At 53.9% G+C, this 13,639-nt stretch carries 11 protein-coding genes; 8 read left to right on the top strand and 3 right to left on the bottom strand.

The features are described from left to right. Nucleotides 1-245: 245 nt before the first annotated feature. Both pyrD and zapC read left to right on the top strand, forming a co-directional pair. The gene (pyrD, locus tag KO1_RS11850; RefSeq protein WP_004100745.1) at nucleotides 246-1,256 is read left to right on the top strand and encodes a quinone-dependent dihydroorotate dehydrogenase; all 1,011 of its coding nucleotides are present in this window, start codon (nucleotides 246-248) and stop codon (nucleotides 1,254-1,256) included. 168 nt (nucleotides 1,257-1,424) lie between these two features. Further along, entirely contained in the window at nucleotides 1,425-1,967 is a 543-nt protein-coding gene (zapC, locus tag KO1_RS11845; protein WP_004100747.1) for a cell division protein ZapC, read from the top strand. Here the strand turns inward: zapC and KO1_RS11840 are convergent. Continuing rightward, entirely contained in the window at nucleotides 1,964-3,073 is a 1,110-nt protein-coding gene (locus KO1_RS11840) for a YcbX family protein (RefSeq protein ID WP_016808052.1), read from the bottom strand. The genes zapC and KO1_RS11840 overlap by 4 nt on opposite strands. Before the next feature lie 98 nt (nucleotides 3,074-3,171). On the opposite strand from KO1_RS11840, the gene rlmKL reads away from it, so the two are divergent. The 6 genes from rlmKL to rmf all read left to right on the top strand — a co-directional run bounded on the left by rlmKL (nucleotide 3,172) and on the right by rmf (nucleotide 11,093). Beyond that, nucleotides 3,172-5,277 (top strand): bifunctional 23S rRNA (guanine(2069)-N(7))-methyltransferase RlmK/23S rRNA (guanine(2445)-N(2))-methyltransferase RlmL, encoded by a 2,106-nt coding sequence (gene rlmKL / locus KO1_RS11835; protein WP_004100749.1) that lies wholly within the window; start codon nucleotides 3,172-3,174, stop codon nucleotides 5,275-5,277. Nucleotides 5,278-5,289: 12 nt separating this feature from the next. Further along, on the top strand, nucleotides 5,290-7,197 hold the full coding sequence (locus KO1_RS11830) for an ABC transporter ATP-binding protein (protein WP_024273979.1): 1,908 nt from the start codon (nucleotides 5,290-5,292) through the stop codon (nucleotides 7,195-7,197). 14 nt (nucleotides 7,198-7,211) lie between these two features. Continuing rightward, complete coding sequence (pqiA, locus tag KO1_RS11825) at nucleotides 7,212-8,480, top strand: membrane integrity-associated transporter subunit PqiA (RefSeq protein WP_004100751.1); 1,269 nt, start codon at nucleotides 7,212-7,214, stop codon at nucleotides 8,478-8,480. After that, nucleotides 8,470-10,107, top strand: coding sequence for an intermembrane transport protein PqiB (gene pqiB / locus KO1_RS11820; RefSeq protein ID WP_004100756.1), 1,638 nt, complete (start codon nucleotides 8,470-8,472; stop codon nucleotides 10,105-10,107). Before pqiA ends, pqiB begins: the two co-directional genes overlap by 11 nt. Continuing rightward, entirely contained in the window at nucleotides 10,107-10,670 is a 564-nt protein-coding gene (gene pqiC / locus KO1_RS11815) for a membrane integrity-associated transporter subunit PqiC (RefSeq protein WP_017146191.1), read from the top strand. Before pqiB ends, pqiC begins: the two co-directional genes overlap by 1 nt. Nucleotides 10,671-10,925: 255 nt before the next feature. Continuing rightward, nucleotides 10,926-11,093: a ribosome modulation factor gene (gene rmf / locus KO1_RS27205; protein WP_004100764.1), complete on the top strand. Its 168-nt coding sequence runs from the start codon at nucleotides 10,926-10,928 to the stop codon at nucleotides 11,091-11,093. Between the two features lie 66 nt (nucleotides 11,094-11,159). On the opposite strand, the gene fabA is transcribed toward rmf, so the two are convergent. Both fabA and KO1_RS11800 read right to left on the bottom strand, forming a co-directional pair. Next, entirely contained in the window at nucleotides 11,160-11,678 is a 519-nt protein-coding gene (gene fabA, locus KO1_RS11805; RefSeq protein ID WP_004100765.1) for a bifunctional 3-hydroxydecanoyl-ACP dehydratase/trans-2-decenoyl-ACP isomerase, read from the bottom strand. A gap of 69 nt (nucleotides 11,679-11,747) precedes the next feature. Further along, entirely contained in the window at nucleotides 11,748-13,505 is a 1,758-nt protein-coding gene (locus KO1_RS11800; protein WP_017146190.1) for an AAA family ATPase, read from the bottom strand. Nucleotides 13,506-13,639 lie beyond the last annotated feature (134 nt).

Here is a 13,639-nt window from a genome sequence, read left to right as displayed (position 1 = left end):
TCTCTCCTTATAACCAAATATTTTCATTTATCTATAATTGATAACATTTAGCCGCAGTGTGACAGAGCGCTTATCTTTCCCTAAATGATTTATCCGGCGTTGGATTGTCAGAAAGCGCATAACGAAGGGGGAAAAGTAAACGTTTGCGTCGGAGATAAGATTTTTTGTCGTAGGTCAATTCCCTTTCCGGGGTGGATCGCACATAATACGCCCCCGGTTTGCACACCGGGAATCCAGGAGAGTTCATGTACTACCCCTTCGTTCGTAAAGCCCTTTTTCAGCTCGATCCTGAGCGCGCTCATGAAGTCACTTTTCAACAATTACGCCGTGTTTCGGGTACCCCGCTGGAAATGTTGGTTCGCCAGAAGGTGCCGGCTAAGCCGGTGACCTGCATGGGACTCACATTCAAGAACCCGCTGGGCCTGGCCGCCGGGCTGGACAAAAACGGCGAATGCATCGATGCCCTTGGCGCAATGGGCTTTGGTTCCATTGAAATTGGTACCGTAACGCCTCGTCCGCAGCCGGGCAACGATAAGCCAAGGATCTTCCGCCTGGTTGATGCCGAAGGTTTGATCAACCGCATGGGCTTTAATAACCATGGCGTGGATAACCTGGTAGAGAACGTAAAAAAAGCGCATTTTGACGGCATTCTGGGGATTAATATCGGTAAGAATAAAGATACCCCGGTAGAGCAAGGCAAAGATGATTACCTGATTTGTATGGAAAAAATCTACGCTTACGCCGGATATATCGCCATTAATATCTCCTCGCCGAATACTCCGGGCTTGCGTACGTTACAATACGGAGAAGCTCTCGACGATCTGCTCTCTGGTATTAAAAATAAGCAGCGTGAACTCCAGGAAAAACATCAAAAATATGTTCCGCTGGCAGTAAAGATCGCTCCGGATCTTTCCGTCGAGGAATTGATCCAGGTTGCGGACAGTTTAGTCCGACATAATATCGATGGGGTCATTGCCACCAATACCACTTTGGATCGTTCACTGGTGCAGGGAATGAAACATTGCGATGAAACCGGTGGGCTTAGCGGGCGTCCGCTGCAGCTGAAAAGTACCGAAATCATCCGTATGCTATCTGAGGAATTAAATGGCCGTCTGCCAATTATCGGCGTCGGCGGTATTGACTCAGTGATTGCCGCTCGTGAAAAGATAGCCGCCGGTGCGACTCTGGTGCAGATTTATTCCGGATTTATTTTTAAAGGTCCGCCGCTGATTAAAGAAATTGTTACCCATATCTAATCTTTTCCCCTTCTGATACTCCACCAGGGCTTTATTTATAGCCCTGGTTGTTTTATATTCCTTCATTGTTGCTTATTTAGACATTTTAGTCTTTTCTTAATTTTTGAAATATTCTGTAGCAGTTTTGCTGTTTATTGCAGATGGATGTGAAAGAGGACGGGGGTAGAAATGCGGATTAAACCTGACGATAACTGGCGCTGGTATTACGATGAAGAGCATGACCGCATGATGCTCGATCTGGCTAATGGTATGTTATTCCGATCCCGTTTTCCCCGCCGGATGCTGACGCCAGATGCCTTCGCCCCTTCCGGATTTTGCGTTGATGACGCCGCACTCTATTTTTCATTTGAAGAAAAATGCCGCGACCTTGAATTATCCAAAGAACAGCGCGCTGAATTAGTGCTCAATGCGCTGGTCGCCATTCGTTTCCTTAAGCCGCAGATGCCGAAAAGCTGGCATTTCACTACTCATCAACAGAGCTGGCAGCCCGGTACCGGTGATGCCGCTAGCGCATGGCTGAGCGATACCGGTCAGCAGGTTAATCTGCTGGTGGTTGAGCCCGGCGAAAACGCTGCGCTGTGCCTGCTAGCGCAGCCGGGACTGACGCTTGCCGGGCGAGTGATGCAGTTGGGGGACGTGATTAAAATTATGAACGACCGACTGCAGCCAGCGACCGCCGTCGCCAGCTACAGCCTGGGCCAGGCGGTTTAAGGCGCCAGCCTTACCGCGGTTTTCGGTACGCAGCTGCAGCACAAAATGGTGCCATCGGCGGCGACCGCATTTTTCTTCAGCGCGCTGACTTCCCCTTCTTCCAGACGGATGCGACAGCTGCCGCAAATCCCTGCCCGGCAGGAGTAAGGAATGCGAATTCCCTGCTGTTCCAGCTGCTCCAGCAAGATCTGCTGATTATTACCGGTAAAGCTCAGTCCCTGCCACTCAATTTCCACCGTTGCGTTCTGCTGAGTCTCAGGCGCCAGCGAATTGTCGCTTTCCCCGGCGCCGTAGGCCTTCGCCGGGCCGCGGGCCAGCACTTCTAACTCATCGCCGACGCGGATCGTGCCGCTATTTCGCGCGATCAAATTCTGGCCAAAATCAACATCGCCATTATCCAGCGCCGTGCGGAATCCCTGTAGGGTGGTTAATGGCTCACCGCCAGGGTGCTTTTGCCCACGTTCCGCGCTGACGGTTGTCAACACGCAGCGGCTGCAGGGTTTCGCGACATCAAAAACGACCTCGCCAATACGCACCACTTTCCAGGTATCTTCCTCCCAGGCGGCCGCGCCGGTCACCAGCAGATTCGGGCGAAATTGTTCTATGCTTACGCTGGCCGGACAGCGATTTTGCAGGTCCCGCAGCGAGGCCTCATTGGCCAGCAGATAGGGAAAGCCGTCGGCAAAGGAGAGGGGGACGGCATCGTGACGTTTTACCCGACGGCTAAGCTCTGGCCCCAGCCAGCGCAGCTGAACGCTGCGGTTGAAAAAACCGCTTAGCCACTGGTTCACCCCGGCCGGGGCAATCAGGGCGGTAAAATGGTTGCCCCAGACTTCGGTCGGCTCCTGCTGCACGGAGAAATCGCTGAAGCGCACGATCGCGCTACTGCCGTCCGGAGCGGTCAGATGCAGACCATCATGGAGCGGCGCGGGAGTAAACTTGACCATTTGCGGGAACTGACGAGCGGTGATAAAGGTGCCATCGGTTTCCGTCACCATAAATATACGATCGAAGGCCAGCCCGCTGATGTCTGCATAAGCGTGGCTCAGGCCAATTCCCCGCATCGATTTGACGGGATGAATAAAAAGTCGCGAAAGGGTTACCATACGCTGCCCCTGGCTTTAAAAATAAGCCTTTAACTTTATGACATGGGGCGCATATTGGCTATAATGCGCACCAATTTTCTTTTAGTAAAAGTGACGATATGAATTCTCTGTTTGCCAGTACGGCTCGTGGGCTGGAAGAGCTGTTAAAAACTGAACTGGAAGGGCTGGGCGCGGTGGACTGCCAGTTGGTCCAGGGCGGGGTCCATTTTCAGGGAGATACGCGACTGCTGTATCAAAGCCTGATGTGGAGCCGACTGGCTTCGCGGATTATGCTGCCGCTGGGGCAGTGCAGCGTATACAGCGACCTGGATCTGTATCTTGGCGTGCAGGCCATTCCATGGACGGAGATTTTCAGCCAGGATGCCACTTTTGCCGTGCATTTTAGCGGGCTGAACGAAGAGATCCGCAACAGCCAGTATGGGGCGCTGAAGGTTAAAGATGCCATCGTCGACAGCTTTACGCGTAAGAATTTGCCGCGTCCCAACGTCGATCGCGAAAACCCCGATCTGCGCATTAACGTCTGGTTGAATAAAGAGACCGCTCATATATCTCTGGATCTCAGCGGCGAGGGCCTGCACCTGCGCGGCTACCGCGACGGTACCGGTATGGCGCCAATCAAAGAAAACCTGGCCGCGGCGATAGTGATGCGTTCCGGCTGGGCTACCGGTACGCCGCTGCTCGATCCCATGTGCGGTTCCGGTACGCTGTTGATTGAAGCGGCGATGCTGGCGACCGATCGGGCGCCGGGTTTACACCGCGGCCATTGGGGTTTCGGCGGCTGGGCGCAGCATGATGATGCTATCTGGAAAGAGGTGAAGTCCGAAGCGCAAACCCGCGCCCGTCAGGGGCTGGCGGCGTATGAGTCGCGCTTTTACGGTTCCGACGTTGACGCCCGGGTTATCGAACGCGCGCAGCGTAACGCCCGCCGTGCCGGTATTGGCGAGCTGGTTACCTTCGAAGTGAAAGATGTCGCCCAGCTGAGCAACCCGTTGCCGAAGGGCCCTTACGGGACAGTGATTAGCAACCCTCCATACGGCGAGCGTCTGGAGAGCGAGCCGGCGCTGATTGCCCTGCATAGCCTGCTGGGGCGGATTATGAAAAACCAGTTTGGCGGCTGGAACCTGTCGCTGTTTAGCGCCTCGCCGGATCTGCTGAGCTGCCTGCAGCTGCGCGCCGATAAGCAGTTCAAAGCGAAAAACGGCCCGCTCGACTGTGTACAGAAGAATTACCACCTTGCGGAAAACGAAGGCGGCAAAACCGCGATGCTGGCGGAAGATTTCGCCAACCGCCTGCGTAAAAACCTGAAAAAATATGAGAAGTGGGCGCGCCAGGAGGGTATTGAATGCTATCGCCTGTATGATGCCGACCTCCCGGAATACAACGTCGCTATTGACCGTTACGCCGATTGGGTTGTGGTGCAGGAGTATGCGCCGCCGAAAACCGTTGACGCGCATAAAGCCCGTCAGCGTCTGTTCGATATTATTGCTGCCACCATTGCCGTGCTTGGGATTGCGCCGAATAAGCTGGTGTTGAAAACCCGCGAGCGGCAGAAAGGTAAAAATCAGTACCAGAAAATGGGCGAAAAAGGTGAATTCATTGAGGTGCAGGAGTATAACGCGCGTCTGTGGGTTAATCTGACCGACTATCTGGATACCGGGCTGTTCCTCGACCACCGTATCGCTCGCCGCATGCTGGGGCAGATGAGTAAAGGTAAAGACTTCCTCAATCTGTTCTCCTATACCGGCAGCGCCAGCGTTCACGCCGGCCTTGGCGGCGCGCGATCCACGACCACGGTTGATATGTCGCGTACCTACCTCGAATGGGCTGAGCGTAACCTGCGCCTCAATGGTTTAACCGGTCGCGCGCATCGCCTGATGCAGGCCGATGTGCTGGGCTGGCTGCGGGAGACGACCGAACAGTTCGACCTGATCTTTATCGATCCGCCCACCTTCTCCAACTCGAAGCGTATGGATGACGCCTTTGACGTTCAGCGCGACCATTTGCGCCTGATGACCGATTTAAAACGTCTGCTGCGTAAAGGCGGCACGATTATGTTCTCAAACAACAAACGCGGTTTCCGTATGGATCATGACGGGCTGGCGCAGCTGGGCCTGAAGGCGCAGGAGATTACGCAAAAAACGCTGTCTCAGGACTTTGCCCGCAACCGTCAGATTCACAACTGCTGGCTGATTACCGCAGCCTGAAAGGAATAAAGAATGTCTTTAATTAGTATGCACGGCGCCTGGCTCTCTTTCAGCGATGCGCCGCTGCTGGATAATGCTGAACTGCATATCGAAGATAACGAACGCGTCTGCCTGGTGGGGCGCAACGGCGCGGGTAAATCGACCCTGATGAAGATCCTCAACCGCGAACAGGGTCTTGATGATGGGCGCATTATCTATGAGCTGGATCTGGTTGTGGCGCGTTTGCAGCAAGATCCGCCGCGTGACGTCACCGGAACCGTGTATGACTTTGTGGCGGAAGGGATTGCTGAGCAAGCAGCATACCTCAAGAGTTATCACGATGTTTCGCAGCTGGTGATGACCGATCCGAGCGACAAGAATCTCAATGAGCTGGCGCGTCTGCAGGAACAGTTGGACAATTTAGGGCTGTGGCAGCTCGACAGTCGTATTAATGAAGTGCTGGAACAGCTGAATCTGGATCCTAACGCCGAGCTATCATCGCTCTCCGGCGGCTGGCTGCGTAAAGCGGCCCTCGGTCGCGCGCTGGTCAGCGGGCCGCGGGTGCTGCTGCTCGATGAACCGACCAACCACCTCGATATTGAAACCATCGACTGGCTGGAAGGTTTCCTGAAGATGTTTAAAGGCACCATCATCTTTATTTCGCATGACCGTTCCTTCATTCGCAATATGGCGACGCGTATTGTCGATCTCGATCGCGGCAAGCTGGTGACCTATCCGGGTAACTACGATCAGTATCTGCTGGATAAAGAAGAAGCGCTGCGCGTGGAAGAGCTACAGAACGCGGAGTTCGATCGCAAGCTGGCGCAGGAAGAAGTGTGGATCCGACAGGGGATCAAAGCGCGCCGCACCCGTAACGAAGGGCGCGTGCGGGCGTTAAAGGCCATGCGTCGCGAACGCGGCGAGCGTCGTGAAGTGATGGGCAGCGCGAAGATGCAGGTGGAAGAGGCCGCGCGTTCGGGCAAGATTGTGTTCGAAATGGAGAACGTCAACTACCAGGTTGATGGCAAGGTGCTGGTTAAAGACTTCACCGCCCAAATCCAGCGCGGCGACAAAATTGCGCTGATTGGCCCGAACGGCTGCGGCAAAACTACGCTGCTGAAGCTGATGCTCGGTCAGCTGCAGGCGGATAGCGGGCGTATTCATGTAGGCACCAAGCTGGAAGTGGCCTACTTCGACCAGCACCGCGCGGAACTTGATCCGGATAAAACGGTGATGGACAACCTCGCGGAAGGTAAACAGGAAGTGATGGTGAACGGCAAGCCGCGCCACGTCCTGGGCTATCTGCAGGATTTTATGTTCCATCCGAAACGCGCGATGACGCCGGTGCGTGCGCTATCGGGCGGCGAGCGCAACCGTCTGCTATTGGCGCGTCTGTTCCTTAAGCCCAGTAACCTGTTGATTCTCGACGAACCGACAAACGATCTGGATGTCGAAACCCTGGAGCTGCTGGAAGAGCTTGTCGACGGCTATCAGGGAACCGTGATGCTGGTTAGCCACGACCGTCAGTTTGTCGATAATACGGTAACAGAGTGTTGGATCTTTGAAGGCGCAGGGCAAATTGGCCAATACGTTGGCGGCTATCATGACGCCCGCGGTCAGCAAGCGCAGTACCTCGCGCGTAAGCAGCCGGTTTCCAAAAAGAGTGTTGAAGTTGCTCAACCGAAAGCAGAAAGTGTCAAACGTGCTGCCAGCAAACTAAGCTATAACCTGCAGCGCGAGCTGGAACAGCTGCCGCAGAAGCTGGAAGAACTGGAAGCCCAGCTGCAGAATTTGCAAGAGCAGGTTGCCGACCCTTCTTTCTTTGGTCAGTCGCATGACCATACGCAGCAGGTACTGGCGCAGCTGAGTGAAGCGGAGCAGGCGCTGGAAGCCGCCTTCGAACGCTGGGAATATCTTGAAGGGCTAAAAAACGGCGCATAAGCTGAGGAGTTTTCATGTGCGATCATCATCATGCTGCGCGGCATATTCTGTGCCGACAATGTGATCTGCTGGTGGCTTTGCCGCAGCTGGAGCATCGCCAGAAAGCTGCATGTCCGCGCTGCGGAACGACATTGACAACGTCATGGGACGCGCCACGGCAGCGTCCTACCGCGTATGCGCTGGTCGCGTTGTTCATGTTGCTGCTGGCCAATTTGTTTCCCTTCATCTATATGAAGGTCGGGGGGATTAGCAGCGAAATTGAATTGCTGGAAATCCCGAACGTCCTCTTCACCGAGGACTATGCCAGCCTCGGTACGTTCTTTTTGCTTTTCGTCCAGCTGGTGCCGGCTTTCTGTCTGGTCACTATACTCCTGCTGGTCAACCGGGTGCGCATGCCATCCGGGCTGAAAGCGTTTCTGGCGCGTATCCTGTTTCATCTTAAAACCTGGGGAATGGCGGAAATCTTTCTCGCCGGGGTACTGGTCAGCTTCGTTAAGCTGATGGCCTATGGCGATATTGGCGTTGGCCTGAGCTTTGTCCCGTGGTGTATGTTCTGCGTATTACAGCTGCGGACGTTCCAGTGCGTAGATCGCCGCTGGCTGTGGGATGATATTGCGCCAATGCCGGCTATCAAGCAGCCGCTGAAAGTTGGCGTGTCTGGACTGCGTCAGGGGCTGCGTTCATGCTCATGCTGTACAGCGGTGTTGCCGATTGATGAGGCCGTCTGTCCGCGCTGTCATACAAAGGGGACTGCCCGGCGTAAAAACAGCCTGCAGTGGACGCTGGCGCTGTTAATGACTTCGCTAATCCTTTATATGCCCGCCAATATTCTGCCGATCATGATTACCGATCTGCTTGGCGATAAAATGCCTTCCACCATTATGGCGGGGGTGATCCTGCTGTGGAGCGAAGGATCTTATCCAGTGGCGATGGTGATATTCATCGCCAGTATTATGGTGCCAACCTTAAAAATGATCGCCATTGGCTGGCTCTGCTGGAACGCCAGCGGCAGGGGAGATCGCGACTCAGAGCGCATGCATCTGATTTATGAAGTCGTCGAGTTTGTTGGCCGCTGGTCAATGATTGATGTGTTTGTCATCGCAGTCCTCTCCGCTCTGGTGCGCATAGGTGGGTTAATGAATATCTATCCGGCGATAGGGGCGGTGATGTTTGCGCTGGTGGTAGTGATGACAATGTTTTCGGCCATGACCTTTGACCCGCGTTTGTTGTGGGATCGTGAGCCAGATTCAAGCCATGAGGAAAGACTGCAGCATGGAAAATAAGAGCGGAGAAGCGAAGGTGCAAAAGGTGAAGAACTGGTCACCGGTGTGGATCTTCCCGATAGTGACGGCGCTAATTGGCGCCTGGATTCTTTTTTATCACTATAGCCACCAGGGGCCGGAAGTGACCCTGATCACAACCAATGCCGAAGGCATTGAAGGGGGAAAGACCCGCATTAAAAGCCGCAGCGTTGACGTCGGCGTGATTGAAAGCGCAACGCTGACGGACGACCTGACTCACGTGGAGGTTAAAGCCCGACTGAATTCTGGCATGGAAAAACTGCTTCATCAGGATTCGGTTTTTTGGGTGGTTAAGCCGCAGGTTGGTCGTGAAGGTATCAGCGGCCTCGGCACGCTATTGTCCGGCGCCTATATCGAACTGCAGCCGGGGACCAAAGGCTCTGTCCCTGCGCAGTATCCGCTGCTGGATTCACCGCCGCTGGCCTCACCCGATGCGAAAGGCATTCGTATTCTATTGGAAAGTAGCAAAGCAGGTCAGCTGTCACCCGGCGACCCGGTGCTTTTCCGCGGCTATCGTGTAGGTTCGGTGGAAACCAGCACCTTCGATGCGCAAAAACGCAATATCACCTATCAGCTGTTTATTAGCGCGCCTAACGATCGGCTGGTCACTAATAACGTGCGTTTCTGGAAGGATAGCGGTATTGCGGTGGATCTGACCGCGGCCGGCATGCGCGTTGAGATGGGATCGCTGTCGACGCTGTTTGGCGGCGGCGTCAGCTTTGATATCCCTGAAGGACTCCCGCTAGGGGAACCGGTGGCGAATAAAACCGAATATCATCTGTTTGACGATCAACGCAGCATTCAGGACTCTGTGTTCACTCAACACATTGACTACGTGATGTTCTTTAAAGATTCTATTCGCGGTCTGCAGCCCGGCGCGCCGGTTGAATTCCGCGGTATCCGTCTTGGGACCGTAGGCAAGGTACCATTCTTTATCCCAGGCCTGAAGCAGAACATAAACGACGATTACCGTATCCCGGTAGAAGTGCGAATTGAGCCGGAACGCCTGATCAATCAGTTAGGCGCCGATCCTGATATTCGTAAGCATATCGATGATCTAATGAATCGCGGGCTGCGCGGTTCGCTTAAAACCGGCAATCTGGTGACCGGCGCGCTGTATATCGATCTCGACTTCTATCCGAAAGCCCCTGCGCGCGGCAAGATGCAGGAATTTGGCGGTTATCCGATTATTCCGACCGTAAGCGGTGGTCTGGCGCAGATCCAGCAGCGCCTGATGGATGCGCTGGATAAGATTAATAATCTGCCAATTAATCCACTGCTGGAGCAGGCAACCAGTACGCTGGCGCAAAGTGAAAAAACCATGCAGCACGTACAGGCGACGCTCGACAGTCTGAATAAGATCACCTCAAGTCAGTCTATGCAGCAGCTGCCGGGTGATATGCAGAGTACGCTACGTGAACTTAATCGTAGTATGCAGGGCTTCCAGCCTGGCTCCGCGGCTTACAATAAGATGGTTGCGGATATGCAGCGTCTCGACCAGGTGCTGCGCGAACTGCAGCCGGTACTGAAAACGCTTAATGATAAGAGCAATGCGCTGGTATTTGAGGCGAAGGATAAAAAAGATCCGCAGCCGAAGGGAGCGAAATAATGAAGAAATGGCTAATAGCGGCGGCGGTATGCGCGTTGACGGCATGCAGCAGCGGCGGTGAGAGTAAAACTTACTACCAGCTTCCCGTGGCTCAGGGCGGCGCGCAAAGCGCCGCACACCAGAGCAAAAATTTGCTTTGGGTCGAGCAGGTCAGTATTCCGGATTATCTTGCCGGTAACGGGGTGGTCTATCAGACCACCGATGTTCAGTATGTGATTGCAAATAACAATCTGTGGGCGAGCCCGCTCGATCAGCAGCTAAGAACGACGCTGGTGGCGAACCTTAGCAATCAGCTTCCCGGCTGGGTCGTGGCTTCTCAACCGCTGGGTAGCGAGCAGGATACCCTAAACGTATCCGTCAGCGGTTTTCACGGTCGTTACGATGGTCGGGTTATCGTTAGCGGTGAGTGGTTACTGAAGCATCAGGGACAGCTGATTAAGCGGCCATTCCATATCGAGCTCAAGCAACAAGAAGATGGCTACGATGCGATGGTGAAAACGCTAGCTCAGGCCTGGACTCAGGAAGCGGCGGTGATTGCCAGCGAGATTAACCGCTTGCCATAAGTAAAATTAATAAGAAAAAAAGCCGCAGCGAAAATGAAAATCGCAGCGGCTTTTTTATTTGTCTCATCAGATTGTTACTTGTGCTGGTTCACAGTTTTTGTACAAATGAAGTTTCATGTAGCTCACAAATATGACAATGGCGTGAATTTTGCGCATTGACGCTATCCCCGATTCGCGGTATTCGTTAACCGTGGTTGCGTATTTAGTGACCATTGTTTTCTTTTCCACCAGATCAAAGAATGAGGGAAACGAGGCATGAAGAGACAAAAACGAGATCGCCTGGAACGGGCACATCAGCGTGGGTACCAGGCCGGTATTACCGGAAGGTCGAAGGAAATGTGTCCTTACCAGACCTTAAACCAGAGGTCTTATTGGCTGGGAGGCTGGCGAGAGGCCATGGAGGACAGGGTACAAATTGCCTGACTGTCTCTTTAAAAAGAAGCCTCCGCTGCGCGGGGGCTTCGCCGTCTATAAGCGTGACTGCTTATATCAGAATGAGGAAGTGTCCTGGAACAGGCCCACTTTCAGATCGGTTGCGGTGTAGATCAGACGATCGTCAACCAGCACTTCACCATCCGCCAGGCCCATAATCAAACGACGATTTATCACGCGTTTGAAATGAATGCGGTAGGTTACTTTCTTCGCCGTTGGCAGTACCTGGCCGGTGAGCTTGACTTCACCTACGCCTAACGCACGACCTTTACCCTCGCCACCTAACCAGCCCAGGTAGAAGCCCACCAGCTGCCACATGGCATCCAGACCCAGACAGCCCGGCATTACCGGGTCACCAATGAAGTGGCAACCGAAGAACCACAGATCCGGGTTAATATCGAGTTCTGCCTCGACATAACCTTTGTCATAGTTACCACCGGTTTCGGTCATTTTGATGACGCGGTCCATCATCAGCATATTTGGCGCCGGCAGTTGAGGGCCTTTCGCGCCAAATAGTTCACCACGACCGGAGGCAAGAAGGTCTTCTTTTGTATAGGATTCGCGTTTATCTACCATGTTTTCAGTAAGCCTTATTTTGAGTTCGGGACGCAGGATAGCTAACACGTGTAAGCTGAACAAGTCCGATCAGTTCGAACCTGAACCGCCTAACCAGCGTAGCGGCCACGGAAAGCGATGACGACTCTCTTGCTGTGTCGCCTGCGCAATCCGCTCCTGTATGGTTTGCCGTAAAGTTTGTCCTTCGCCGTCCCAGAGTAACTGGGTCAGAATGGGCAGCGCTTCGGTTACGTCATCGACCGCCCAGATAAAGAACTGTTCATCCGCAACCGCCTGTTGCAGCTCCTGCGCAAGGCTCAGATGACGAACGTTGGCGGAAGGAATAATGACGCCTTGTTTACCGGTTAGCCCACGCTGCTGACAAATAGCAAAGAAGCCTTCAATTTTCTCATTGAGCCCGCCTACCGGCTGTACGCGACCAAACTGATCGACTGAGCCGGTAATGGCGATACTTTGATTAATCGGCACATTGGCCAGAGAACTGATCAGCGCGCACAGTTCGGCCATGGATGCACTGTCGCCATCCACTTCACTGTATGACTGCTCGAAGGTCAAAGATGCGGTGAAGGGGAGCTGTTGTTCAAGCTCCAGCTCGGACATCAGGAATGCCTGCATAATCATCATGCCTTTCGCATGAATATTGCCACCCAGTTCCGCCTTGCGCTCAACATCAATAAATTCACCGTCGCCAATATGCACAACGCAGCTGATACGAGAAGGCTCGCCAAACGCGCGCGGATGGCCCGGAAACTCGATGACTGAGAGGGCGTTGATCTGCCCTACGCATTCGCCTTCCGTCTCGATCAGGATTTGCTCCTGCAGGATTTCATCCTGGATGCGTTCGGCAAGATAGCCTTCGCGCCACAGACGACGCTCAAGCATGGTTTGCATCTCTTCGGCGCTAATCTCGTCACCTTCACAGAAGGCGGTGGCTTCGCGAAGCTGGCGGGCGATCCACAGTATGCACAGGGGCAAGGTTTCCTGGTCACCGGTATAGCGAGCGCCTTCCTGAATCAACAGCGGCCAGGCGGTAGCGGACAGCCCCGGAAGTTCGAGCCGCTGGGCATTTTGCCAGACCCATTGACACCACTGCTTAAGCGTCTCTGCATCAGCGATTTGCAGGTTATCTTCATATTCGCTGTAGATAGCCTGAGCAGAAAGCTCGGGCTCCATCTCCTGAAAATCAGCAAGAGATTCCCGCTCGCCGACCAGGATCACTTTCAGGCTCAAAGGCATAGAGGGAATGCTCACCGGAAGAGGGCGAGACTCATCAAATGACAGCCAGTCAAAACGCTGGCGAGCCACCATATTTTTTAGCCGCATCCATAGCAGAGGCTGAGCCAGTAAGGCCCGCAAGGAGAGGATCAGTACGCCGCCATTAGCCCGATGGACAAGACCCGGTTGTAAAGCGATCTCGCCGTTAAACTGGCGCACGCAGCCAAATAGCTGCTCCGCTTCGACCCAATCTGCCGCTTCGACCGGCACGACGCTTGCGAAATTATCTTCAGCGGTTTGCGCCGGCGAGAGCGAGATTTTTCCGCCATCAATCTGATAGCGTACTCCGCAGAGGGATTCCGGCGGTTGATGTAAAGTACGAGTTTCGTTAGCGAGCCATTGCAGGTACTCCGGCTCTTCCGGAATTTTAACCAGCATAAATGGCGAAATGGCTGGAGTGACCAGAAGCTGCTCCAGGGCATAGAATAAACGGGGTTGCAGTTCGCCTGAGAGGGATGCCTCTGCGTGAGCTAAGTCGGCTTGTGCAAACAGCGCCTGATAACTTTCCGTATCAGGAGCGAGGTCGTTTCGGGTAAGTTTCGTAATGGTCAAAGTCGCTGTTTTTTAGTCAGATGTAAAACGCGCGATTATACATTATGCGGCGTCTGAGCACACGGGGGATTGCGATTGTCACGGCGATCGGCCATCTACCAACATCACGAAAGATGATTTATTCTCAGCACATC

Source organism: Klebsiella oxytoca NBRC 105695 (assembly GCF_001598695.1).
Taxonomy (GTDB): Bacteria; Pseudomonadota; Gammaproteobacteria; order Enterobacterales; family Enterobacteriaceae; genus Klebsiella; species Klebsiella oxytoca.
Note: the sequence above shows the minus strand (reverse complement) of the source record. Positions and strands in the feature narration are given on the sequence as shown.

What these genes read in the sequence shown, in the direction of transcription:
- pqiC (WP_017146191.1), top strand. Translation starts at nt 10,107, where the DNA reads ATGAAGAAATGGCTAATAGCGGCGGCGGTATGCGCGTTGACGGCATGC.
- pqiA (WP_004100751.1), top strand. Translation starts at nt 7,212, where the DNA reads ATGTGCGATCATCATCATGCTGCGCGGCATATTCTGTGCCGACAATGT.
- KO1_RS11840 (WP_016808052.1), bottom strand. Translation starts at nt 3,073, where the DNA reads ATGGTAACCCTTTCGCGACTTTTTATTCATCCCGTCAAATCGATGCGG.
- KO1_RS11830 (WP_024273979.1), top strand. Translation starts at nt 5,290, where the DNA reads ATGTCTTTAATTAGTATGCACGGCGCCTGGCTCTCTTTCAGCGATGCG.
- rlmKL (WP_004100749.1), top strand. Translation starts at nt 3,172, where the DNA reads ATGAATTCTCTGTTTGCCAGTACGGCTCGTGGGCTGGAAGAGCTGTTA.
- pqiB (WP_004100756.1), top strand. Translation starts at nt 8,470, where the DNA reads ATGGAAAATAAGAGCGGAGAAGCGAAGGTGCAAAAGGTGAAGAACTGG.
- pyrD (WP_004100745.1), top strand. Translation starts at nt 246, where the DNA reads ATGTACTACCCCTTCGTTCGTAAAGCCCTTTTTCAGCTCGATCCTGAG.
- zapC (WP_004100747.1), top strand. Translation starts at nt 1,425, where the DNA reads ATGCGGATTAAACCTGACGATAACTGGCGCTGGTATTACGATGAAGAG.
- fabA (WP_004100765.1), bottom strand. Translation starts at nt 11,678, where the DNA reads ATGGTAGATAAACGCGAATCCTATACAAAAGAAGACCTTCTTGCCTCC.
- rmf (WP_004100764.1), top strand. Translation starts at nt 10,926, where the DNA reads ATGAAGAGACAAAAACGAGATCGCCTGGAACGGGCACATCAGCGTGGG.